Source organism: Mesorhizobium sp. CA13 (genome assembly GCF_020165235.1).
Lineage (GTDB): Bacteria > Pseudomonadota > Alphaproteobacteria > Rhizobiales > Rhizobiaceae > Mesorhizobium.
This window is the reverse complement of the sequence record NZ_JAIUHS010000015.1, coordinates 33,561-56,840: the sequence shown is the minus strand read 5'-3', so window position 1 is coordinate 56,840 and position 23,280 is coordinate 33,561. Positions and strand designations below refer to the sequence as shown.

Sequence of the window (23,280 nt, the reverse complement as noted above, 5' to 3'; positions counted from 1 at the left end):
CAAATTCGCAACCAGGTCGTGCGCAACTCTCTGCCAAAGCCCTACCACGATACAAAACAATCTGCTTCGCGCGGCAGAGAATGCGGCGACTAGTCCTTTCCGCTGCTCGTTATGATCCTTGTCGTAAAAGGCACGCTGTGCCGCCAGAATAGGAAGGATAGACGGCAATGACGCGGTTTAGACCGAAATACATCACCTTCGATTGCTACGGTACGCTGACCAATTTCGACATGGCCGGCGCGGCGAGACGAGTTTACAGTGCGGAGCTCTCCCCAGCCGCAATGGCGCAGTTCATCAAGGATTTCTCGGCCTACCGCCTCGATGAGGTTCTTGGCGCTTGGAAGCCCTATAGCGAGGTCGTGCACAATTCCGTGGAGCGCGCCTGCAAGCGCAACAACGTGACGTTCCGGCCTGAGGATGCGCAGCGCATTTATTCGGAAATACCGACATGGGGTCCGCACCCGGATGTCCCTGCCGGACTGGCCAAGGTCGCCAAGGAAATCCCGCTGGTGATCCTGTCGAATTCCATGAAGAGCCTGATCATGTCGAACGTTGAGAAACTCGGCGCACCCTTCCACATGATCATCACGGCCGAGGAGACTGGCGCCTACAAGCCGCACATGAAGGGCTTTGAATATATGTTCGACAAGCTCGGCTGCGGCCCGGAGGACATTACGCATGTGTCGTCTTCATTCCGCTACGATCTCATGACCGCCTATGATCTTGGCATCAAGAGCAAAGTGTGGGTGAACCGTGGCCACGAACCCGCGAACCCTTACTACGAGTACACCGAAATCAAGGACATCGGCGGTCTGGCTGGCGCCGTCGGACTGGAGCCCGTTCGCGAATTGGCCTGAACGTCTGTTGCCAGTGTAGTCGTGCCAGGTAGAGGCGCTTCCACCAGGTTAATAACCACTGGGCGCAATACAAGGAAGGGGCGGGTTTCACCGCCCCTTTCTTGTTGTTCCAATGCTTGGAGCAGAAGTTGTTTCCACCTGCTTGCAAGAGAACTAGTTAAGCCCGCCAACATGAAGCGTCTTGACCTCGAGATATTCCTCGATGCCGAGCTGCGATCCTTCGCGACCCACCCCTGACTGCTTGACACCGCCGAAAGGCGCTACCTCGGTCGAGATCATGCCTGTGTTGAGCCCGACCATACCAAACTCCAGCGCCTCGGCAACACGCCATGACCGTTTGAGATTGTCGGTGTAGAAGTAGGCGGCAAGGCCAAAGGGCGTACCGTTCGCGATCGCGATGGCCTCTTCTTCGGTCTCGAAGCGAAACAGCGGGGCCACCGGGCCGAACGTCTCTTCCGATGCCAGGAGCATTTCGGTGGTAGCCTCTCCCAGCACAACGGGCCGTGCATACTGCTTGCCGTCCGGCACCGTCTCGCTTTGGGCGATGATCCGCGCGCCTTTCGCCTGTGCATCCGCGATGTGACGCTCGATCTTGTCAATCGCGGCCGCATTGATCATCGGGCCGATCTCAGTGCCGTCGTCGGTCCCTGCGCCAACCTTCATTCGCGATACGCGCTGGCTCAGCTTTTCTGCGAAAGCGTCGTACACGCCCGTCTGCACGAGAATCCGGTTCGCGCAAACGCAGGTTTGACCGCCACTTCGGAACTTGGATGCGATTACCCCCTCCACTGCATTGCCCAGATCGGCGTCGTCAAAGACGATAAAGGGCGCGTTGCCGCCGAGCTCGAGGCTGAGCCGCTTGATGCTATCGGCCGCGCCACGCATGAGCAGCGCTCCGACGCGGGTCGAGCCGGTGAACGAGATCTTGCGCACCGTCTCGTTAGCCATCAATTCGTTGCCGATTTCGACGGGCATGCCGGTCACAATGTTGATCACGCCGGCAGGAATACCTGCCCGTTCCGCCAGGACGACGAGCGCCAGCGCCGAGAATGGCGTGAATTCCGACGGCTTGATGACAACCGTACAACCCGCGGCCAGCGCCGGCGCCACCTTGCGCGTGATCATCGCGTTGGGGAAATTCCATGGCGTGATGATGGCACAGACGCCGACGGCCTCCTTCAGCACCAGAATGCGGCGATCGGGCGTGGGCGACGGAATGGTCGCGCCACCGATCCGGCGTGCTTCTTCGGCGAACCATTTCACGAAGGAGGCGCCATAGCGGATTTCACCGCGTGCCTCCGCCAGAGGCTTGCCCTGTTCCAGCGTCAGCAGCAACGCCAGGTCCTCTTCATTTTCCAATATCAGGCTGTGCCAGCGTTCCAGAAGCGCTCCGCGTTCGGCATGGGTCCTGGCCTTCCAGTCCTTGAACGCCGCCTGGGCGGCGTCTACTGCAGCCCTTGTCTCATCCCGGCCCATGTCGGGCACGGTTCCAAGCACCTCCAGACTGGCCGGATCGGTCACATCGACAGTCGCGTTGCTGTGCGCATGCTGCCAGACATCGCCAATAAGTCCCCGCTGGCGAAACAAATTCCCATCCTTCAGGAAACCGATCTTCGTTATCGCGTTCATGGTCTTTTCCTCTGCTCCTTCAGCTTAATCCTGCCAGCACGGCCTGCGTGATTGCTTCAGTCGTGTCCTTGCCTGCAATCGTGCCTATCCCACGTGTGGTTGCGGACTCGATCGCCGACATCACTTCGGCCGCGGCCTGCCCCTCGCCCAAATGGCCGAGCATCATGGCGCCGGACCAGATCGCGGCGATCGGATTGGCGATGCCGAGATGCGCGATATCGGGTGCCGAACCATGGACAGGCTCGAACATGGAGGGCGCGCTGCGATCGGGATTGATATTGGCGGAGGCGGCGAGACCCAGTCCGCCCTGAATGGCTGCTCCAATATCGGTGAGGATGTCGCCAAAAAGGTTCGAGGCGACGATCACGTCGAGGCTTTCAGGCGCCAGGACCATGCGGGCGGCAATGGCGTCGACGTGGTAGTGCGAGACCTCCACATCGGCATAGTCTTTCGCCACCTCGCGCGTGACCTCATCCCAGAAAACCATCGAATGTCTCTGCGCGTTGGATTTGGTGACGGATGCGAGCTGCTTGCGACGCGTCCGCGCCTGTTCGAAACCGAAACGGAGGATTCTTTCGACGCCCTCACGCGTGAAGATTGCCGTCTCGATCGCGACCTCATTGGCCGTGCCGGAATGAATGCGCCCACCGGCGCCGCAATATTCGCCTTCCGTGTTCTCGCGGATGCACAGGATGTCGAAACCATCACGGCGAAGGGGTCCCTGAACGCCTGGCAACAGCCTGTGCGGGCGTGTGTTGGCATACTGCGTGAACCCTTTGCGGATCGGCAGAAGCAGCCCGTGAAGCGATACGGAGTCTGCCACCTTCGCTGGCCACCCCACAGCGCCGAGGTAAATCGCATCGAATTTCCGCAGCATCTCGACGCCGTCAGGCGGCATCATCGCACCGGTTTCCAGATAGTAGGCGCACGACCATGGAAATTTCGTATGATCAAGGGCGAAACCGCCTCGCTTTGCCGCCGCCTGCAGCACCTGCCATCCCGCCTCGGTCACATCCTTGCCGATGCCGTCGCCGGGAATGAGCGCTATCGTGTAAGCCTTCATTGAGATCCTCCTGGAGACCGATGGGTACCGAAGGTCGCAGCTTGCTCAACACGCAGCGACAATAGGTGTCTCGTACCGAGTTTCATCGGGACAATAGTCGACAGCGCGCCGCATTTTCCGCCGAGGATGAGCCGCCCGACGGCGTCGAATCGCGTTGGGCGTGACCTGGAAAGTCGATTGTTCTGGATCCGCCGCGCGCTCTTCGGCCGGACTTTGAGCGTTGAGCTCAGTCGTAAACGCTGACGTAGATCTTGCGCACGGTTTCGATCGTGCGCCACACGCCGACAAAACCCGGCTTCATCACGAAACTGTCGCCGGCACGGTAAGTCTTGGTCTCACCGCCTGTCTCCTCGATTTCGACGAGACCCGAAACGATGTGGCAGAATTCGCAGGTAGTGCCTTTGATCGAATGTGTCTCGCCGGGCGTCGCCTCCCAGACGCCGGTCAGGACCTTCTCGCCTTTCGATGCGTCCTGCGCCCAAGTCTTGAAGGAGGGATTGCCGGAGATGAGCCGCTCCGGAGCCGGTAATGCCTGCTTGGGCGCGAAGGCTGGATCTGTGTCGATCGTGATCAGAAGTGACATGTCATGTTTCCTGGTTAGTAGCCGAGTGTCCGATCGACGAGGCCGATCAGTTCTTCTCCGGCGCGGTGGCGCCGGATATTGTCCACGACGGATTTCGCCGCAGAATCTGCTTGCGTTACGGAAGCGATGTGCGGCGTGATCGCCACCTTCGGGTGCCGCCAGAGCGGATGGTCGTCTGGCAGCGGCTCGGGATCGGTGACATCGAGCATCGCGGCAGCGAGGTGACCGTTGTCGAGAGCCTGGACAAGGGCGGTTTGATCTAACTGCGGCCCGCGGCCGACATGCAGCAGCCTCGCCCCGGCTGGCAGCCGGGAGAAGAGTTCCGCATCGAGAATGCCGCGGGTTTCGTTCGTCAGCGGCAGCAGGCAAACGAGAATATCTGTCTGCGCGAGAAAACCGGCAAGCTGGTCGGCGCCATGAAAGCAGGTGACCCCTTCGATCTCCTTACTGCTTCGGCTCCAGGCGGCGAGGGGAAAGCGAAACGGCAGCAATCGCTCGATGGCGGCCTGCGCCAGCATGCCAAGGCCAAGAAACCCCACCCGGCGTTCGGTCGCCTGCGGAGCGGCAAGACCCCGCCACGTCCGGCACCTCTGGTGTTCACGATACGCCACCATATCCCGGTGGAGGCTCAGCACGCCGAGGACGACATATTCCTGCATCATGCGAATGATGCCGTCCTCGACCATGCGCACCAGTTTCACCTGCCGAGGCAGGCTTTCACGCTTGAACTGGTCGACGCCGGCGCCAAGCGAAAACAGCACTTCGAGATTGCGATAGCGCCCGATGTCATCGGGCGCCGTCCAGGTCAGAAGGTAGCGCACCTTCTCAGGGTCGACACATTCGCTGCTGTGGAACAATTCCACGTCCGGAAGCTCGCGTGCGAAAACCTTGCGGAAGACCGCTGCGCGCACCGGGTCGGAATTGAAAAGAAAAGCCATGAACCTGCCCTCTCCCGCTATGCGACAAGGCGCATGCCGAGACGCTCGATCATGCTCTGGCAGGCAGCAAGTTCGCCGATCTCGATATACTCGTTGGCACGATGAGCCCGGCTGATATCGCCGGGACCGCATATGATCGCATCGATGCCGGCCTGCTGATAGAGGCCAGCCTCCGTGCCGTAACTCACCGCAGGCAGCGGCTCGCGCCCCGTCAACTCGCCCAGAAGGACCGCCAATTCACTCCCTTGCGCGAGCGAGAGCCCCGGATAGGCGCTCAACTCACGCCACGCCACCTCGAAGCCGCTGTTACGTAGAGCCATTAGCTGGCCCTTTACGGGCTCGAGCAAAGATGATGGGGAAACACCCGGCACGGCACGGACCTCGATGTCGGCGGTGCAGCGATCGGGGATGATGTTGACGGCTTGGCCGCCCGCGATGACACCGACCTGCAGTGACGAGTATGGAGGCTCGAATTCCGCGTCGAACGGCCCGTTCGCAAGGGTCTGGCCATAGGCCACGACCTGCGTGACGAGACCTGCCATTGCGTGCACGGCATTCAGTCCCAGCTCGGGCCGTGAAGAATGGCCGGACCGTCCGCTCACCTCGAGCCGCGCAGCCACCTTGCCTTTGTGCCCCCGCACGGCTTCCATCCGGCTCGGCTCACCGATAATCGCGCCAAGCGGCTTCTCGCACAGGTTTGGCAGAGCGGCGATGAGATGCGGCACACCACGGGCACCTGCCTCCTCGTCATAGGAGAATGCGAGATGAATGGGCCGCTGCAAGTTCATTGCCGCAAGCCGCGGCAGGGCGGCCAGCACGCAGGCGAGAAAGCCCTTCATGTCGGAGGTGCCTCGACCATGAAGCCTGGCGCCGTCTTGACGCAGCACAAAGGGATCCGAGTTCCATTCCTGTTCCCCGGCCGGCACGACATCCATGTGGCCCGACAAGATGTAGCCGCGGGCGCGCCGCGGTCCGATTGTGACAAACAGATTAGACCGGTCGCCTTCGGGCCCGCGAAGGACGGTCGCTTCCGCTCCGGCCGCCTCGCAATATTCACGCACCCAGTCGACGATCGCGCCATTGGGCGAGCCCACGACCGAGGGGAACGCAATGAGCCTCGCAAGAATTTCCTCAACATTCACCGGGCGCCGCTCCACACGCAGTTCGCTGGATGCGACAAGTGTGGCAGCAGGCGAGAGCATTCCGTGCCGAATGAAGCTATGCTTTGGCGGAAGATTTCGAATATCGGCCCGGAACCAGCGAAACCTGCTGGCTTTCGGGTGCAATCATAGGGCAAAAGACAGCTGCGGAAGCGTCAGCGGCGTCAGGACGTGCTAGCAAGCACTGGACTTGGACAAGGAGCGGGTCGACTGAAATGCAGAGATCAGTGCGCCTGAAGTCTTTCGAACTGGTCGCGCGGGACATCGACGAAGTCGAAGTCGATCTGCTCCACGCGCTCTCGATCTCAGTCCGCTGGCCGCATCGGCCGAAGGACTGGGATATGCTGCGTCGTGCGGGCCGCGGCATCGTTGCCGTAGACGGCATTGGCCGGGTTTTCGGCAGCGCGATGTGGTTTCCGCAAGGAGATGATTTCGCCACCATCGGCGTGGTGATCACAACGCCCCGCACACAAGCGCAAGGCGGCGGCCGATGGCTCATGGACCAGGTACTCGAGCAATGTGGCGATCGCAATTTGGCGCTTAACGCCACCCATGCCGCCTATCCTCTCTATGTCTCACTTGGTTTCACGACCGAGGGAATCGTATTCATGCGCCAAGGGGAGGTTTCGTCGGCACTCCCGGCTATGCCGGCCATGGATGGTGAATTGCAAGTGCTGCCGAGCGACAGGCTGAAGGCAATCATGGCGCTCGACAAGCGTGCGTTTGGGACAGACCGCGAGAGGCTGCTCGCACTGCTTTCGGCGAATGCCTCAATCCAAACTTTGAGCCGTGGCGGCGAGATCGTCGGCTATTCCATGTGTCGCGAATTCGGGCGTGGTTATGTGATCGGCCCGGTGGTCACGCGCAGCGATCTGGACGCGGTCCATCTCACCGCCGTTCATTTGAGAAATCTTGCAGGACGCTTCGTCCGAGTCGATACCCGGGAGAAGGATGGCGTGTTTGCCACGTTTCTCGAGCAGTGCGGCCTTGGCGTTGCCGAGACCGTTACGACCATGTCCAAAGGGCGCCGATTCCTGAACCGGGAAGAAAACGGACCGTGGGTTTATGGATTGGCCGGCCACGCATTGAGCTGAGGGCCGCACCACAATGTGGCCAAGACGCCTGCTAGGCGAGTGTGGGATGCCGTTCCCAACCCTTGTCGCCGTGCGTTGGCATCTCTGGTTTGCCGTTCGCTTTAGGGCTGAGGGATTCTTCGTTCGGACCTCTCCACCATGCATAGCAGGCGGGATAGATCACGGCCTCACTCATCAGACCAGAAAGTAAGTGTCTGCTCGGAAGTGCGGGCCGAGCATAGATGCTACGCTTTGCTTGTTTCTGTCGCGGTGGACCGCGTCGAGCATCAGACGTGAAGGGCATCGTGCAGCTGGCGCAGGTGATCGCTCAGCAGCGTTGGAGACATTCAAGGCCCATTCGGCCCAGATCGACAGCGAGACGGCCCGCACACCGATTGGCGCCTTGTCGATCGTCGTCGCGATGCCAGGCGGCAGGCCGCCTGACAGCGCCGTTCGCGGTGTATTCGCACTGGTGCGGGCGGCAGTTCGCTGAAATCTTTGCCGAGGCTGCGGTTCAGCCGCTGCGTCTTTTCGCCAGAGATCTCCTACCGCGCCTTGCGATGTGCGCGTCCCTGAAATCTATTGGGTGCTACGCGCGGCAACGAAGTGCAAAATGCGGCGAGGCTGAGTGGGGGGAAAGGCGGTAGCGCTCTCCCGACTCGAACCCCCGATGGCGAGCGAACCTCCCCGATGATCAAGTTTGACCCGAAGTGTGATCAGACGTCCCAATCTCTTGAACACGCAGCTTCATTCGACTGGAGGAGCACGACACAAGTTCTAAGCTTCCAGGGACCCCAGTCAAACTGGATGTTCTGTGGACAATTTCGTCCTGGTGGCATGGCTCGACGCCGCTGCACCTGACACAGCGTTCCGGGGTCGCCAGTCAGCGTAAGAGCCCATCGCTATCGAATTCTTCCCATCCGCGTAACTTGGGGCGGGTCGCCTCATCGCGGCTTTTGTCGGTATCATTTGCAGCCCCGCGGTCCCTCTTTTGCGAGCGCTTCAGGGCCGACTTTGCGGCGGCCCGTCGCCGGTTCTCAGCGGCCGTGGCCGCGTCTTCTTCGCGCCAGACGGTGACCAGGTCGCGATCGAGCACATCTTCAATCTGGCGTGGATCGAACACGTGAAAGGTGATCTTGCTTGCGCGGCCACGAAGTTTGACCGTCCTGGTTCCGGTGCTCTGCAAGCGACCGTCCTTCAGCCAGCGGTGCCGCTCGCCGGAGGAGATCGTCAGGATGTCCTCGACCTCGCGAGGGATTACCGGCAGATCTTCGATAGCCTGCATGGCTTTGGACACAATCGCCGCTGCCGCTCCAACCTCGGCATCCGTGCCCTCCGGCAGGCGCAGGGTCAGCACGCGGGATTCGATATGGAGCAACTTTTTCAAGGGCACTGGAAGGCGCGCGCGGACCTCGAGAAAAATGCCCCTCGCCCGTACTGACGATCCAAGCGTTGCAGCCGCAGACAACGGCCACTCTGCTACTAATTTTGCGGTCGGGGCGATTTTTCGGCGCTCAGGCATGCCAGCTAAATAGGACTCTTCCAAATTAGCTTCTAGACGGATGAACTTCATGCAGTTGAGCAACGCCGGGCCATCCTCAGGGTTCTCCGCATTGGCGCCATGCATGTTGGAGATGATGAAATCGAGGACTCCAGGATCGATTGGAACTGCGCAAACCGCTCTGGAAAATTCTAAGCCAGGGACTTCATCACCCGCACGTTCCGCGTGATCCTGTCCAGGTAGCCCCTGGCCGCGACGAGTTCGAGATTCCAGACGCCACTGAGTGCCGCGGCAGTCTGATACTCGCCGCACACGTCGGCTAGCTCGGCTTCCATAGCCGCCATCTCCATGGGATCTATGCCAACGAATTGCTGCCGCGGCGTCGAAGGATCGGCAAGTTGTGAAGCGGTGTGCTGGTGCCGTTGAGGATCAGCTGAACGCCTGGTGGTTACACTCGCGAAGAGGATCTTTCCCGTTTGGCAACCAAGGCGTTCAACGGCTGGGAAACCCTGATTCAGTTCGTGAGAGGGCTCTGCCGCCGTTCCGCCGCAAGCGACCGCATTCCGGGGCTTGTTCGCCCCAGCCTGGCTGTCACCCGGGGCTTCAGAGGAGTTCGAGTGATGTTTATCAAGAAGGCCATACTCGCGGTGTTGATGACCGCGGCGCTCGCCGGATGCGAGACGCAAACCGAAGGCCAGCAGCGGGCCACTACCGGCGCATTGGTCGGCGGCGCCGGCGGCGCGCTCGTTGGCCAGGCGATTGGCGGAAACACCAAGAGCACGGTGATCGGCGCGGCCAGCGGTGCACTGCTCGGCGCCGTGGTCGGCTCAGCCACCACGCCGCAGCGCCGCAGCGAGCAGCTCTGCCGCTACCAGGATCGCTCCGGCCGCATTTATACGGCGCCCTGCGACGACCGCTACTACAACGGTAATTATTGATTGAGCTGCTCACCGAGGGAGCCGGTGCATTGGCGCCGGCTCCCTCTCGCTGTCATTCTTTTGTACGATTTGCGCGATAGGGAGATTCTCAGCGGGCAGGAGGAGGTCGAGTATGCCAAGCCTTGCCGATGCTCTGAGGAACCGAAGCCGACATGCCGTAAAGCGGCTGCTTCGCTACGACAGCCGCAACTGGCTGCGCATCCGTCAGATCGAAGCTTTCACCATGTTCCTTGAAGCGGCCAACCGCAAGTCGCGGGACGTGATCGAGATTTCGCCGGGCTGGAACCGCTACTGGCGGGCGCTCTGCCCCAATTATCGCTCCGTCGACTTTCCGGACTTCGATATCTGCAAGGACCGCACACCAGAACAATATTCCATCGTCATCGCCGACCAGGTGCTGGAGCACGTGCAGCGCCGATGACGGCCGCCGCCAACATCCACGCCATGACCAAGCCCGGCGGCTGGGCGATGGTGGCCACGCCCTTCCTCTTCCGGGTGCATGCACGCCCCCACGACTATAACCGCTGGACACCGGCGGGGCTGAGACAGTTGATGATTGAAGGCGGTTTCGCCGAAGATGATGTTCAGGCGTTCGGCTGGGGCAATAAGGCATGCGCCAAGGCCCATATCGGCGGCCCGGTACGGGCGTATGGACTGTGGCGCGACCTCAGCAACGATGAGGAGTACCCGCTGATGGTTTGGGCGTTCGCCAAAAAACGGGGGTGACGACAAGCCTTGCCGGCGAGCTGAAACTTCTTGCTAAAGAGTGGGTGACGCACTGCGCTCCGGCGCATTTCGCATGGCACGCGCCGCGTCTGTAGCGGTGAGAGGTCACCATTTAACAGCGCACGCTGGACCTCGGCGTTCGTTTCCACCCATATCGGCGAGATCTGGATGGTCGATGACAGCCATCACCGACCGGGTCGGCATCGGACGCCGTGCTGCCTACATGGGCATCCGCAGCCAGCGTCCGACCGGGCAGTGTAAGGCGATCCCGCGGCCGGTTCGTGCGCTCAGGCCGGACTGATGCGGGCGCTCTGGGCTTGGGCATTCATAGATCAAGCGTGCTTGTGGAAATTGTGGTACAGGTATGACGCTGTCTTTTTCACGGAGATTGCGATGAGGCAGAGAACGATCGAAAGCGGGCTAAGTCCGCCAATGCAGCAGGCCATTCCGATAATTCGACGTGTTTTTAAGCAATACGCGCCGAGGCACCTTGAACTTGAGCTCACCGCTGGAAAGGAGTGGTATAATCACTCTCGTTGGTCCCTTCATCATTCCGGTAACGCAATCGATATTAGGACAAGAAAGCTGGCGGATCGTGGGACAGGTATATTGTCAATCCTTTTGGGGCACTTCTTACAGCAGGAACTTAATTCTGAGCTTGGCAAAGCAAAGTATTTAGTCCTCGTGAACGACCAAGGGCCTATGTTTCCGCATATTCACATTCAGTATAATCCCGGGGCTAGGATGAGCACACCCGGGGACTACGATGGAAAGCGACAAAGCAAGACGGTCTAGTCGCCTCGTCGAAGAAAAGAACTCCTTTGCGAGCGCCATGCCAATCTGTGGCGAGAGATGGTCCAATGCGCAAACCATAATCCAATCATTACTCGAAAGAATATGTAAAGCCGCCCTCGGAGGCTCCGACCGTCACCTTCGTCATCTTCTCACCCTCCAGCGACCGGTTGAGCACGCCGCGGCTTAATTCCGGCAGAAGTGTGTTGGTTAAGATGGTATCGATCATCCGCCCGCCGGATTCGATCTCCGTGCACCGTGCCCTGACCAGATCGATGACACCGTCGCTGATCACCAGTTCCGCGTCACTGGTTGCACGCAACCGGCGGGCGATCTTGGCGAACTGATGACGAGTGATCGTCTCGATCATCGAATCAGACAGCGGATAGTAAGGAATGGTCACCACCCGTCCAAGAAACGCCGCAGGAAAAACCTTCAGCAAAGGCGCGCGCAAGGCCTTATCCAGATCGTCTAGTCCGGCCCGAACCGTGCCGTTCCTCGTCCGGTCCATGATGACTTCAGAGCCGACGTTCGAGGTGAGCAGGATCAACGTGTTCTTGAAGTCGATGCGCCGCCCTTCGCTGTCGTCCATCATGCCCTTGTCAAAAACCTGGAAGAAGATCTCGTGGACGTCGGGATGCGCCTTCTCGACCTCGTCGAGCAGGATCACCGAATAGGGCTTGCGTCGAACAGCCTCTGTCAGGATACCGCCCTTACCATATCCGACGTAGCCGGGCGGCGCACCCTTCAGGGTCGAGACAGTATGCGCCTCCTGGAACTCCGACATGTTGATCGAAATCAGGTTCTGCTCGCCACCATAAAGCGTCTCCGCCAGGGCCAGTGCCGTTTCGGTCTTGCCGACACCAGAGGGGCCACAAAGAAGGAACACGCCCACCGGCTTTTCCGGCGCGCCAAGCCCGGCGCGGCTGGTCTGTACACGCTTGGCAATCATCTCCATGGCATGATCTTGGCCGACGACGCGCTCGCACAGAGTGACGGCCAGCCGCAGGGCTTTTTCGGTCTGGCTCGACAGCATCCGCCCAGTGGGGATGCCAGTCCAGTCTTGGACCACCGCAGCCACGGCATTGCGGTCAACCGATGGCAGGATCAGCGGCGCCTCGCCTTGTGCCTCCGCAAGTTCGGCCATGAGTTCGCGCAGACGGGCAAGATCGGCGACCGGATGTGGAGGTTGCTCGGCAACAGCCGGCATTTCGAGCTCTGTCCTGGATACCTTGTCTTCGATCATTTCGGTCGCAGACAGCCCAGCCTCAAAGGCGTCGGCATCTGCTGTTTCGGACTCCGGCGTTTCTGCCGCATCGAGCGGCATACCATCGCCCCGTATCCGGGCACGCAATTCAAGTATCTCGGCAACCAGGACTTTTTCTCGATCCCAACGTTGTTGCGCAGCGATCAGCGTGACCTCTGTTTCGTCAAGTCCGGTTTCGACCCGTGCCTGCCGCTCGGTGACGTCGATGCCGATCGCCGCCTCGCGATCGATGATACCGTGCTCGACCTCCAACGCTTGGCGACGCCGCATGATGTCCTCGACCTCGGCCGGTGTGGCATGCTGCGATATGGCGACCCTGGCGCTAGCGGTGTCGAGAAGGCTTACCGCCTTGTCCGGCAATTGCCGCGCCGGGATATAGCGGTGTGACAGGCCGACTGCCGCCTCGATGGCCTCATCCAGTATCTGGACCTGGTGGTGCTGTTCGAGAACGCCGGCCACCCCGCGCAACATGAGAACGGCCACAGCCTCCGAGGGCTCGTCGATCTTTACCACCTGGAAACGGCGGGTCAGCGCGGGGTCTTTTTCTATGTGCTGCTTGTATTCAGCCCAGGTCGTTGCCGCGATGGTGCGCAATTCACCGCGTGCCAGCGCCGGCTTCAGAAGATTGGCCGCGTCGCCGGTTCCAGCAGCGCCGCCTGCGCCGATCAAGGTGTGGGCCTCATCGATAAAAAGTATAACCGGCGTTTCGGACGACTGCACCTCGTCGATCACAGCCTTCAGCCGTTTTTCGAACTCACCCTTTAGGCTTGCCCCGGCCTGCATCAATCCGATGTCGAGCATGCGCACGCTGACGCCCTTTAGCATAGGCGGCACATCGCCCTGGGCAATACGCAACGCGAAGCCCTCGACGACCGCAGTCTTGCCGACCCCGGCTTCGCCCGTCAGGATAGGGTTGTTTTGCCGCCGTCGCATGAGGATATCAACGATCTGCCGGATCTCCGGGTCGCGGCCAACGACAGGATCGATTTGGCCGTCGCGGGCACGCTGGGTCAGGTCGGTCGCATATTTCGCCAGGGCCGCATCGCCGCCGGCTACGCGCCGTGGCGCCTGTGGTGCGGAGGTCATGGTCGAGGTGCCAGCTTCGAGTGAGCCCTCCATGACATCGGCGAACCGCGCGATCACCGCGTCGGCGTCGATCTTGTCGAATGCGCCGCTGATCTTCGACAGCAGGCCTTCTAGCACCGGCGTCTTCAGGCAAGCGAGCAGAATATGCGCGCTGCGGACTTCCTCAACGTTGAACTCAAGCGTCGCCAGGTTCCAGGCCTCCTGGATGGCATGAAAGATGTGGTCGGAGAATTCCTCGATCGATGTGGCGCCGTAGGGCAGCTTGTCCACGGCGCGGGTCATATCGGCCGTGAGCCGGCTGACATCCACTCCCGCATCGGCGATGATCATTTGCACGTCCGAGCGATCGGAAAGCACGAGTTGCTCGATGAAGTGGACGAGTTCGACGTAAGGATTGCCGCGCAGCTTGGCGCTGTCCGCAGCTGCCTTGAAGGCACGCACCCCGACAGGATTGAGCTTGCCGACCAGTTCCTTACGCTTGAAGCTCTGTGACGACCGGCGCTGTTCCATCGAACGTGCTCCTGCAATCTGCCAATGGATACCCTGCCACATAAGCCGCCACTTGACAAAGCGCCCGATGGATGCGGGCGCGCCGGTGGTTCGGTGCCGTCAGCCTTTGGAAGCTCGGACGACTGGCGGCAGACGAATTCGTGCATCCATGGGGGCATTTTACCGACTGTGTTGGGCAGTCTCGCCAAGCCCTCCACATCGCGAACACGCGGTTGGTCAGCTTTCGTTAATTTTTAAGCGGCGGCTTAATTGGCGTACGGCACGTCAGTGTGGTAACGTTGGGTTAGGTGCCGTTGAGGGCCGGTCGCTGGGGGTCTGTGTGATTGATGTCGCACTTTGGCTTACTCCGCTCGACGGTGAAAATCCGTCAGGGGGAGATTTGCGCAACGATCCGGCCTTCCATGAGCTGGAGCGCCTGACGGAGCAGCAGAAAAAGGTCGAGTTCCGGGGCAGCAAAAACACGGAAGTCGACGTTCCGATCGACTGGCCCGCCGTGCTCACAAGGGCCGAAGAGCTGCGCCCACACGGCCGGGATTTGCGCCTTCTCGTCATTGTCACGCGTGCTCTGGCCAACGAGTACCGCCTGGCCGGTCTAGCCGACGGCCTGACCCTCATAGCGCAAACCTTCGATCAGCATTGGGCGACCATGCATCCGGCCTTGCGACCGGGCGCCACGCCGCGCGACGCCGCATTGCGCCGCATCAACGCGCTTACTGACCTTCAGAACAGCCAGAATGGCCTGCTCAAAGATTTGCGGAAAATGACCTTCTTTGCGCCGCGTTCCATCGGATCTGTCCTGGGCGAGGATCTGGAGAAGGGTTCGCTCGACGAGCGGGTCATGCTTCAGGAGGCTGCTTCGGGACTGAACACGGCAGAAAAGGCGAAACTGGCAAGCGAGCACGGGCAGTTGGTCAACCGGGTGCGCAGCGCGTGCGCGGCGCAGATCGAACAGGCCGCGGCAGAAATGATGTCGCTCCTCGCCGACGCCCGCGCCGCGATCGCCGGCCTCGATGCAGTCGACAGCGCCCTCAACGCCCGCCTTGGAGGCGGTGGCGCTAGCGTTCCGGAATTAAAGCGGTTTCTGCAACGTTTGCTGACGACTCTCGAACGGAATTCGGCAGCCGGCGCCGCGGGGAATGGCGCGGCCAAACCGGTGCAAGCGCCCGCAGAACCGGCAACAGCTGTTCGCAACGGTTATGGAGCCGACACGATGGCAAGCGTGGCAGGCAACGCAGAGTCCGGCAGCGGCGGCCTGCCCGACCGGATCTCGTCGCGCGATGACGTCGTCAAATGCCTCGACCTCGTGGTCGCCTTCTATGACCGCACCGAACCGTCCAGCCCGATCCCGCATCTGGCGCGGCGCGTGCGCCGAATGGTGCACATGGATTTCGTTGAACTGATGGAAGATCTCGCCCCTTCGGGGCTGAAGGAATTCCGGCTTCTTGCCGGCGTTCCAGACGTCAAGAAGACGGCTCAGAAGGATGAAAGGTAACAACACATGCCAGCTGAAAGCAAATCCAAGGTCATCGAACGAAATCGTGCGCCGCGCGTGCAGATCTCCTATGACGTGGAAACCTATGGCAGCCCGACGACGATCGAACTGCCGTTTGTCATGGGCGTGATGGCCGACCTTTCCGGCGCTTCGCAAACCAAGGAAGCGTCAAAGTCGGTGCTGGACCGCTCCTTTGTCGAGACCGACGCGAACCGCTTCCCCAAGTTCATGGAGGCGCTCGGGCCTCGGGTCAAAGCCCGGGTGAAGAACACGCTGCCGCAGGCCGAAGGCCAGGAGCGCGACGAGGAACTGGCGCTCGATCTCACCTTTACCAGAATGGGCGATTTCGCCCCCGACAAGATCGCCGAGCAGGTTCCGCAACTGGCCGAGATCCTCAAGATGCGTCGTCAACTCGAGGAATTGCTGGGCTTCATGGATGGCCGCGTCGATGCCGAAAAGCGCATTGCGCAGCTGCTGAACAACGAGCCGCTTCTTGGCAAGATCGCCGGCCAGGCGCTGGCCGACGACGACAAGACGGGAGAATAGATCATGGCTGAACAGCAAAAAACCGCCGACGTCGCCGCCGAGGCCGAAGCCATAGACCTTGGAGAATTCAGCGGGCTCCTCGAGAAGGATTTCAAGGTCAAGAAGGACGACAGCGAGAAGCTGCAGCAACTCGTGCGCAATCTCGCGCTCGCGGCGCAGTCGCGTTCCGAAACCACGACCATTTCGTCCAATGCCATCAAGTCGATCAAATCGCTGATCGCCGGCATCGACAAGGTGCTGACGACACAGGTCAACGAGATCCTGCACGCGCCGGAAGTGCGCGAGATGGAAGGCACTTGGCGTGGCCTCTGGTATCTTATCAACAACACCGAGACGGATCAGAAGCTGAAAATTCGGGTGATGAACATTTCCAAGGAGCAACTGGCCGACACGCTCGAAGACTATGAAGGTCAGATGTGGGATCAGAGCCCGATCTTCAAGAAAGTCTACACAGACGAGTATTCGATGCTTGGCGGCGAGCCGATCGGCTGTGTGATCGGCGCCTATGAATTCTCCAACCACCCGCGCGACGTGGGTCTGCTGCGCAATATCTCCGGCATTTGTGCTTCGGCGCACACGCCGTTTATCGCGGCTGCCTCGCCGCGCCTGTTCCGTATGGACAGTTGGCAAGAATTGCCGAACCCGCAAGACCTGCAGCAGATCGTCTCCAACGCGGCCTACGCCTCGTGGCAGTCACTTCGCGAAAGTGAGGATGCCCGCTACATCGGCCTGACCATGCCCCGCGTCCTGGCACGGCTGCCCTACGGCACCGAGACCGTTCCGGTAAAGGGTTTCACATTCGAGGAAGAGGTGCACGGCGACCACAACAAATATGTCTGGATGAACGCCGCCTTCCCGATGGGCGTCAACATCAACCGCAGTCACAAGTTGTTTGGCTGGGGTACCCAGATCCGCGGGGTCGAGAATGGCGGCACGGTCCTCAACCTGCCGGTGCATAGCTTCCCAACCGATGATGGGTCAGTAGCGATGAAATGCCCGACTGAAGTCGCCATCGATGACCGGCGTGAGGCGGAGCTTGCCAAGCTTGGCCTGATGCCGATCCTGCATCGAAAGAATACCGATCTTGCGGCCTTCATCGGCGCGCACTCGCTACAGGACGACGAAACACGGGCGGGGCGGCTGGTCGATCCCGATGCGCAGGCCAATGAGCGCCTGAGCGCCAATCTGCCCTATCTGTTCCCGGTTTCACGCTTTGCGCACTATCTCAAGGCGATTGCGCGCGACAAGGTCGGCTCGTTCAAGGAGCGCTCCGACATGCAGATATGGCTGACGGAATGGATCAACCGCTACGTGTTGGCCAACCCGGCCTTCGCAGACGACAAGGCGCGCGCCAAGCGTCCGCTTGCTGCCGCGGAGGTTACAGTGAACAGCGTGGAGGGGCGGCCGGGCTACTACAATGCCACCTTCGCTTTGCGCCCGCATTACCAGTTGGAGGGCATCAACGCCTCGCTGCGGCTGGTGTCGGAACTGCCCTCCGTTAAGACTTGATCTGCAGCAACAACATCTTGGTTTTGAAAGTGGTGGAGAGAGACAATGCCAGTGAAGATTGACGGTTTTCTGAAGGTTCCCGACATCAAAGGCCCCAGCACCCGCGATGGTCACGACGACGAGATCGAAATCCATGGCGTCGACTACAAGATGGTCGCACCCTATGACCCGAATTCGCTCTCACGTCGAGGCCGCGTGTCCATGGGCATGATCAAGTTCATCAAACATTACGACAAATCCTCGCCCTATCTGAAAAAGGCTTTGTTCGAGAACAAGGCCCTCGACGAAGTGGTGTTCTCGGCACGCAGGACAATCGATGGCGAGACCAAGGATTACCTGGTCGTTACCCTCACCGATGCTTCGATCATGGAGTACGACATGTCGCAGGCCGAGGATGAGGAAGACCTGATCGAGGAAGCTGTCAGCTTCGCCTATAAGAAAATCAAGTTCGTCTATGACGGCAATGATGAAGCCGAAATGGATGTCTATGTCGGCAAGTGAGGTACGGCGGCCAGGCGCGGGCAGGCAGCAGCTCACGGGCAGCTTGCGAGCAAAAAGCGAGGCCGTCCAGCCGTCGCTTTGGGATCGCCTCGTCAATGACCTGCCAGGCCTGACCTCGGAGATAGACGGGCTGCGCCAAGTCTTGCGGGACGAGCTTGGCGCGGACCGTTTCGATAGCCTCGTTGCCGGCAGTGCACGGACCATCGATGCGGATGCGGAACTGACAGCGGACCAGAAACGCCGCCTGCATCGATTTGCCTTTCAGACCCAGCACCGCCTCGAGATTGAAGGCCGTCGCGTGGTGGTATCGGCCCGTGTGCTCAGGGAAGCGGTGCGGCGTGACATCGAGGCGCTCTTCAACACCGAGCGATTCGAGGCCACACCGCTTCTGTCCGATTTGGAAAATGAACAAGTGTCGGACAACCCACCTTCGCTTGCCGACTTTCCGGAGGTGCGCCGAAGTGTGGTCAATTACGGCGTGCCGTCCTTTTCGGGCCGGTCGTCGCGCGACTTTGATCGCGATGTGCTGGCGCGTGAGATCCGCGCGGTGCTCGCCACTTTCGAGCCGCGCCTCAAGGATAGGGAGACAAAGGTCACGGTCACCCTTGGCGACAAGACCATGGGCCTGAAGATCGAGATTGACGGTGTGCTGATCATGACGCCGACGCCGGAACGCATGCGCCTGCGCACCACGATTAATCTTGATAACGGCTTGGCGCGGACCGAAATCAGGGACGCCTGACATGGATAGGGTCTTCGTCGAATATTACGAGGAGGAACTAACCCATATCCGCGGCCTTGCGGCGGAATTTGCCGACATGCACCCGGCGGTGGCGCGCAACCTTTCCCTCGACACGGTCCCCTGTCCGGACCCCTATGTCGAGCGGCTGCTGGACGGCGTAGCTTTCCTTGCCGCGCGCACCCGGCTGAAGGTCGACGCCGAGCGTTCGCGATTCTCGCGCAGTGTCCTCGACGTCCTTTATCCTGATCTGATCACGCCGGCGCCAGCAACGGCGATGGTGGTGCTAAAGCCGGGCCAGCAGGTTCAGACCATGCTCGACGGCCATGTCGTCAAGCGCAACACGCGGCTGGTTTCCAGCCTGCAGCCCGGCCTGTCGACGCGCTGCACTTTCTCGACCGCGCAAGAAGTGACCCTATGGCCGATAGCGATTAATTCAGTCAGCTATTTCCAAGACCGCAGCGCCTTGGCGGCAGGCGGCATAGCCACGATCGGCGGTGTGCACGGCGAGGCGGCGCTCCGCATCACGCTGGCGCGGACCGGAAAGGGCAAGCTTCACGAATTGGCGCTCGACCGGCTCGACCTCTATTTTGCAAGGCGCACCAAGGCGTCGCTGCTGTTCGACGCGATTTTCGGCACTTGCTCGACCGTTGGCGCACGCGCGCAAGGCAACACCAACCCGTTCTCGCCCTTGCCGGCACCAGACATGGTCGGCATCAGCGACGACGAAGCCCTGATGCCGCGCACCCGCCCGACATTCGAGGGATACCGCCTGCTGCGCGAATACTTCATGATGCCCGAGCGCTTCCACTATGTGCGCGTTTCGGGGCTACAGCCCATCGTGCGTCGATGCGACGCTGGGCTTGAGATCGTCTTCCTGTTCAGGCGTCCGGTGCCCGAGTTGGCCGATCTGACGCCGGCGGACTTCGAACTTTTCGCAACGCCGATCATCAATCTGTTCGAACGTGAGTGCAACGTGGTCGAGGTCGATGCGCGCAAGACACGCCAGGTGTTGCATGCAGACCGAACGCGCGCGCGCGACTTTGAAATCTATCGGATCATCCGCGTCGAGGACGCCGACACGGAAGGCAACGAGGCCGAAATTCCCGAACTCTTCAGCCTGGGGCAGAACAGCGGCAGTGGCTGGGTCTACTCAACCGAGCGGCGACCGCGGCGTGCGACGGAAGAGGAACGGCGCGACGGGCTGACCCGCACGTCATACACCGGCGACGATGTTTTCCTGGCCGTATCGCGGCCGCTTGCCACTCCGGCGAACCGGCCGCTGAAGCGTCTCGACGTCCTGGCTCTTTGTACCAATCGTGACCTGCCGATCCTCGACGACAGTCCGACGTTGACGCTGGAGGCCGGCGACCCGGTCGAAACCGTCAGGCTTCTTGGAGCCTTGCGTCCACCGCAGCCGGCGGTCCCTGCGGCACTGCCCACAGGGGCCGACGGTGAATCGCGCGCCGACGACCTAGCCTGGCGATTGATCGCACAGCTCATGCTCAACTTCGTCAGCCTCGCCAAGGATGGCCGCGGCGTCGACCCGTTGCATGCGCTGCTCGACATCTACGCCGACCGCGGCGATCCGAGCCTTGCTCGCAACGTCCATTCGATCGTGCGCGTCGATTCCCGGCCCGTCGTCGAACGGCTGCAGATCAATGGGCCGATGTGCTTCGGACGCGGTACTGAGGTGACGTTGCACGTCGATGAATCGGTCCTGGCCGGCCAAAGCACCTTGCTGCTTTCGGCCTTGCTGGCACGGCTGTTTGCCCGCTATGTCGGAATAAACGGCTTCGTGCGGACCCGCACGCGGCTGCTGCAGAAGCAGGAGGATGTGCCATGGCCGATGACGCCCGGCAATCGCTACCTGATCTAGACAAGCCCACCCCAAGCACCGCCGAAGCTCTGTTTGAAGGGTTCGACTTTTTCGAACTGCTGCGCCGTCTCGAACAGGGCAACGGCCTTTTCGGCCATTCAGGCCGCCTCGACCGTGAGCCGGCACGGCTTGGCCAGCATGTGCGCCTCGCCTTTTCCGCGCGGGATCTGGTTCATTTCCGGGGAGCCGAGGACGGCAAGCCGGCCCGGGTCACGATTGCAAATCTCGGTCTGTTGGGACCCGAGGGTCCAATGCCGCTGCATCTGACGCGCTGGGTGCTCGACCGCCTGTCGCAGCGCTGGTTCGCAGGCGCCGATGCACAGCTGACCAGCGATACGACCTTCGTGGACTTCGTCAACATTCTGCAACACCGCATGATCGCCCTCTATTATCGGGCGTGGGCGGATGCGCAACCGGCCGTACAGGTCGAACGCGCGGTCGGTGGGCGCATTCGCGCCATGCTTGCGGCCATGGCTGGGATCGGCCTTCCCGGCACCCAGAACATCGAGCTCGATACGGTGAAGCTTCGCCAGGCGGCTTCGCTTGCCAGCCAGGTCGAGGGCCCGGAACGATTGACGCTGTTCCTGGCCGAAGCCTTCAAGGTACCAGTACAGATCAAGGAATTCATCGCCGCCTGGACAACCATACCAGCCGGCCTCCAGACCTGCCTTGCAAAAGCCTATGCAGCGCTCGGCCGGGGGGCGACGATCGGCCCACGCGTTTTCAGCCGCCAAAGCAGGATCGAACTGCGGGTCGGCCCGCTGAAGTATGATGATTTCAAGGCATTCCTGCCTGGCAGTCAGCGGCTCAAACTGTTCAAGCAGGCCGTTCGCGAAATGGTCGGGGAATCGCTCGATGTTGACCTGCGCATCGTGCTTGCGCGTGACGCCGTGCCGCCGCCCCGTATCGGAGCGGTACAACTTGGCCGAACCGCCTGGCTTGCGCGGCCCGCTGAAAGGGGCGATGCTGACGATATGCGGCTGCAGACAATCGTCGGATGGCGGCCGGAAATGGCGAGGGTCGCGGCATGAGTCTGCTGCTGACGCTGGAGCAAGGGCCACGCACCCAGGCGGTACGGCAGACTCGCTTGGACGACGGTGAGCTGGTGATCGGCCGCAGCGCGGACGCTGGCTGGCAGATCGACGATCCCGACATGTTCGTTTCGCGCGCTCATTGCAAGATCTCAGGCGGGCGAGACGGATATTTCGTTACCGACACGTCGAGCAGCGGGTTGTTCATAAACGATGCTCACAGCCCGCTCGGTCCGGGCAAGTCGACGCGCCTTCAAAGCGGCATGCGGCTGAGACTGGGCGACTATGTCGTTTATGTCGATGAGCAGCCGCCAACCGCTCAAGCATCCCCGGCCAGCCAGCCGGTTGCAGAACGCCAGCCGCTGGCATCGCGGGCGCCAGTGAGCATCGGCGGCGATGACTTCTTTTCCGCAAAGGTCGAGGAAGTGCCGCCACGGCCACGACCGGCCGACCTGCCGAACCCGTTCGAGCAGCCGATCCCTGGCGCGTTCGAGCGCGCCAGCCAGCGCAGCTCGCCTGCTTTCGATGACCCGTTCAGCCTCGATCCGGTTTCAACGCCGGTGTCAAATAATGCGGCCGTTTATCTCGAGCCGGATAACGCGGCGAACCAGGCGGACCCGTTCAGCCTCAACCCATCCCCCTCTCCCAGCCGCGGAGCCGATACCGCTGCTGGAAAGCTGCCCGATTTCAACGATGATTTTGGTTTCGGACCGATCTCGACGCCCAGTTCGGCAGGCGGCACCGGCTCGACCGGACAGCGCGAGCGCGCCCAACCCTCGCAATCCGCCAGTCCTTGGGATCTGGCCAGGCAACCAGCCGATGTCGTGCCTCCATCGCACGCAGGTGCTGCTTCTGAAACTGGCCGCCCGGCGGCAACGGCGCAGCTGGGGGAGATGGCGCTTCGCTCCGCATTCCTGCACGGCATGGGCGTCGAGGAAGCCGATTTCCCCGGGCGCGACAGCATCGCGGAAATGGAAAAGTTCGGCCGCGAATACCGGCTGATGATGGAAGGCCTCATGCAGCTTCTGCGCAAACGGACCGAGGAGAAAGGAAACGCCCGCGTCGCCCAGACAATGGTCGGGGCCTCCGAAGTCAACCCGCTCAAGTTTCTGCCCACGGTCGACGACGCCATCGTGACGCTTATCGCCGAGCGCAGCCCCGGATTTCTCGCCGGTGAGGCGGCAATCGCCGATGCAATTCGCGATCTGGCGCAACATCACGTGCGCGCCTGGCGAGGCATACAGGCCGCTTTGCGACGGATGATTGATCGTTTTGACCCGGCAGTGATCGAGGAAGAGCTGAAATCGAATTCGGCGATCGGCACCCTGCTTTCTGGCGGGCGCGGCGCCAAGCTGTGGGAGCTCTATCAGAAACGCCATCGTGAAATTGCCGAGAGCGCGGAAAAAAGTTTCCTTGGGGAAATCGGTACTGATTTTCGAGAGGCATATGAGGAGGAGTGA

19 protein-coding genes and 1 pseudogene are annotated in these 23,280 nt (G+C 61.0%); 13 read left to right on the top strand and 7 right to left on the bottom strand.

Annotation, left to right across the window (positions count from 1 at the left end):
- The first annotated feature begins 167 nt into the window (after positions 1–167).
- Positions 168–857, top strand: coding sequence for a haloacid dehalogenase type II (locus LB566_RS26190; RefSeq protein ID WP_140552921.1), 690 nt, complete (start codon positions 168–170; stop codon positions 855–857).
- Positions 858–1,010: 153 nt separating this feature from the next.
- Here the strand turns inward: LB566_RS26190 and LB566_RS26185 are convergent, their stop codons facing one another.
- From LB566_RS26185 to argE, 5 genes are all read right to left on the bottom strand, one after another.
- Positions 1,011–2,486 (bottom strand): NAD-dependent succinate-semialdehyde dehydrogenase, encoded by a 1,476-nt coding sequence (locus LB566_RS26185; protein WP_224628720.1) that lies wholly within the window; start codon positions 2,484–2,486, stop codon positions 1,011–1,013.
- A gap of 19 nt (positions 2,487–2,505) precedes the next feature.
- Positions 2,506–3,549 carry a tartrate dehydrogenase gene (locus LB566_RS26180; RefSeq protein WP_140552919.1) on the bottom strand — a complete coding sequence of 348 codons (1,044 nt, stop codon included), beginning with the start codon at positions 3,547–3,549 and terminating at the stop codon, positions 2,506–2,508.
- 226 nt (positions 3,550–3,775) lie between these two features.
- Positions 3,776–4,132, bottom strand: coding sequence for a cupin domain-containing protein (locus LB566_RS26175; RefSeq protein ID WP_140552918.1), 357 nt, complete (start codon positions 4,130–4,132; stop codon positions 3,776–3,778).
- Between the two features lie 14 nt (positions 4,133–4,146).
- On the bottom strand, positions 4,147–5,070 hold the full coding sequence (locus LB566_RS26170) for a 2-hydroxyacid dehydrogenase (protein WP_224628719.1): 924 nt from the start codon (positions 5,068–5,070) through the stop codon (positions 4,147–4,149).
- Positions 5,071–5,087: 17 nt separating this feature from the next.
- Complete coding sequence (gene argE / locus LB566_RS26165; RefSeq protein ID WP_224628875.1) at positions 5,088–6,212, bottom strand: acetylornithine deacetylase; 1,125 nt, start codon at positions 6,210–6,212, stop codon at positions 5,088–5,090.
- Between the two features lie 233 nt (positions 6,213–6,445).
- Here argE and LB566_RS26160 point away from each other — a divergent pair, with 233 nt between their 5' ends.
- The gene (locus LB566_RS26160) at positions 6,446–7,324 is read left to right on the top strand and encodes a GNAT family N-acetyltransferase (RefSeq protein ID WP_140552916.1); all 879 of its coding nucleotides are present in this window, start codon (positions 6,446–6,448) and stop codon (positions 7,322–7,324) included.
- Between the two features lie 862 nt (positions 7,325–8,186).
- On the opposite strand, the gene LB566_RS26155 is transcribed toward LB566_RS26160, so the two are convergent.
- Positions 8,187–8,825 (bottom strand): hypothetical protein, encoded by a 639-nt coding sequence (locus LB566_RS26155; RefSeq protein WP_224628873.1) that lies wholly within the window; start codon positions 8,823–8,825, stop codon positions 8,187–8,189.
- Between the two features lie 599 nt (positions 8,826–9,424).
- Between LB566_RS26155 and LB566_RS26150 the strand changes: the two genes are divergently transcribed.
- The 3 genes and pseudogenes from LB566_RS26150 (at position 9,425) to LB566_RS30430 (ending at position 10,769) form a co-directional block, all read left to right on the top strand.
- Positions 9,425–9,742 (top strand): YMGG-like glycine zipper-containing protein, encoded by a 318-nt coding sequence (locus LB566_RS26150; protein ID WP_224628717.1) that lies wholly within the window; start codon positions 9,425–9,427, stop codon positions 9,740–9,742.
- Positions 9,743–9,854: 112 nt separating this feature from the next.
- Positions 9,855–10,468: pseudogene (locus LB566_RS30525) on the top strand (class I SAM-dependent methyltransferase).
- A gap of 175 nt (positions 10,469–10,643) precedes the next feature.
- Complete coding sequence (locus LB566_RS30430; protein WP_263496449.1) at positions 10,644–10,769, top strand: hypothetical protein; 126 nt, start codon at positions 10,644–10,646, stop codon at positions 10,767–10,769.
- Between the two features lie 582 nt (positions 10,770–11,351).
- Here the strand turns inward: LB566_RS30430 and tssH are convergent.
- Entirely contained in the window at positions 11,352–14,123 is a 2,772-nt protein-coding gene (gene tssH, locus LB566_RS26135) for a type VI secretion system ATPase TssH (protein ID WP_224628709.1), read from the bottom strand.
- Positions 14,124–14,442: 319 nt separating this feature from the next.
- On the opposite strand from tssH, the gene tssA reads away from it, so the two are divergent.
- The 8 genes from tssA to tagH are packed head-to-tail and all read left to right on the top strand — an operon-like array spanning position 14,443 to position 23,280.
- Positions 14,443–15,615, top strand: a complete 1,173-nt coding sequence (tssA, locus tag LB566_RS26130) for a type VI secretion system protein TssA (RefSeq protein WP_224628708.1) — start codon at positions 14,443–14,445, stop codon at positions 15,613–15,615.
- 6 nt (positions 15,616–15,621) lie between these two features.
- Positions 15,622–16,161, top strand: coding sequence for a type VI secretion system contractile sheath small subunit (gene tssB / locus LB566_RS26125; RefSeq protein WP_140640641.1), 540 nt, complete (start codon positions 15,622–15,624; stop codon positions 16,159–16,161).
- A gap of 3 nt (positions 16,162–16,164) precedes the next feature.
- Positions 16,165–17,670 carry a type VI secretion system contractile sheath large subunit gene (gene tssC / locus LB566_RS26120; protein ID WP_140552898.1) on the top strand — a complete coding sequence of 502 codons (1,506 nt, stop codon included), beginning with the start codon at positions 16,165–16,167 and terminating at the stop codon, positions 17,668–17,670.
- A 45-nt stretch (positions 17,671–17,715) separates the two neighbouring features.
- Positions 17,716–18,171, top strand: coding sequence for an Hcp family type VI secretion system effector (locus tag LB566_RS26115; protein ID WP_140552897.1), 456 nt, complete (start codon positions 17,716–17,718; stop codon positions 18,169–18,171).
- Complete coding sequence (tssE, locus tag LB566_RS26110) at positions 18,158–18,913, top strand: type VI secretion system baseplate subunit TssE (RefSeq protein WP_140640991.1); 756 nt, start codon at positions 18,158–18,160, stop codon at positions 18,911–18,913. The genes LB566_RS26115 and tssE overlap by 14 nt, the downstream gene beginning before the upstream one ends.
- 1 nt (position 18,914) lies before the next feature.
- On the top strand, positions 18,915–20,789 hold the full coding sequence (gene tssF, locus LB566_RS26105) for a type VI secretion system baseplate subunit TssF (RefSeq protein WP_224628706.1): 1,875 nt from the start codon (positions 18,915–18,917) through the stop codon (positions 20,787–20,789).
- Positions 20,753–21,820 (top strand): type VI secretion system baseplate subunit TssG, encoded by a 1,068-nt coding sequence (gene tssG / locus LB566_RS26100; RefSeq protein WP_224628702.1) that lies wholly within the window; start codon positions 20,753–20,755, stop codon positions 21,818–21,820. The genes tssF and tssG overlap by 37 nt, the downstream gene beginning before the upstream one ends.
- Complete coding sequence (gene tagH, locus LB566_RS26095; RefSeq protein ID WP_224628699.1) at positions 21,817–23,280, top strand: type VI secretion system-associated FHA domain protein TagH; 1,464 nt, start codon at positions 21,817–21,819, stop codon at positions 23,278–23,280. The genes tssG and tagH overlap by 4 nt, the downstream gene beginning before the upstream one ends.

Coding starts and splice junctions, on each gene's coding strand:
- LB566_RS26175 (WP_140552918.1), bottom strand. CDS start 4,132: ATGTCACTTCTGATCACGATCGACACAGATCCAGCCTTCGCGCCCAAG.
- LB566_RS26150 (WP_224628717.1), top strand. CDS start 9,425: ATGTTTATCAAGAAGGCCATACTCGCGGTGTTGATGACCGCGGCGCTC.
- tssC (WP_140552898.1), top strand. CDS start 16,165: ATGGCTGAACAGCAAAAAACCGCCGACGTCGCCGCCGAGGCCGAAGCC.
- LB566_RS26190 (WP_140552921.1), top strand. CDS start 168: ATGACGCGGTTTAGACCGAAATACATCACCTTCGATTGCTACGGTACG.
- LB566_RS26170 (WP_224628719.1), bottom strand. CDS start 5,070: ATGGCTTTTCTTTTCAATTCCGACCCGGTGCGCGCAGCGGTCTTCCGC.
- tssB (WP_140640641.1), top strand. CDS start 15,622: ATGCCAGCTGAAAGCAAATCCAAGGTCATCGAACGAAATCGTGCGCCG.
- LB566_RS26185 (WP_224628720.1), bottom strand. CDS start 2,486: ATGAACGCGATAACGAAGATCGGTTTCCTGAAGGATGGGAATTTGTTT.
- tssF (WP_224628706.1), top strand. CDS start 18,915: ATGGATAGGGTCTTCGTCGAATATTACGAGGAGGAACTAACCCATATC.
- tssG (WP_224628702.1), top strand. CDS start 20,753: ATGGCCGATGACGCCCGGCAATCGCTACCTGATCTAGACAAGCCCACC.
- LB566_RS26115 (WP_140552897.1), top strand. CDS start 17,716: ATGCCAGTGAAGATTGACGGTTTTCTGAAGGTTCCCGACATCAAAGGC.
- tagH (WP_224628699.1), top strand. CDS start 21,817: ATGAGTCTGCTGCTGACGCTGGAGCAAGGGCCACGCACCCAGGCGGTA.
- LB566_RS26155 (WP_224628873.1), bottom strand. CDS start 8,825: ATGCCTGAGCGCCGAAAAATCGCCCCGACCGCAAAATTAGTAGCAGAG.
- LB566_RS26180 (WP_140552919.1), bottom strand. CDS start 3,549: ATGAAGGCTTACACGATAGCGCTCATTCCCGGCGACGGCATCGGCAAG.
- tssH (WP_224628709.1), bottom strand. CDS start 14,123: ATGGAACAGCGCCGGTCGTCACAGAGCTTCAAGCGTAAGGAACTGGTC.
- LB566_RS26160 (WP_140552916.1), top strand. CDS start 6,446: ATGCAGAGATCAGTGCGCCTGAAGTCTTTCGAACTGGTCGCGCGGGAC.
- tssE (WP_140640991.1), top strand. CDS start 18,158: ATGTCGGCAAGTGAGGTACGGCGGCCAGGCGCGGGCAGGCAGCAGCTC.
- LB566_RS30430 (WP_263496449.1), top strand. CDS start 10,644: ATGACAGCCATCACCGACCGGGTCGGCATCGGACGCCGTGCTGCCTAC.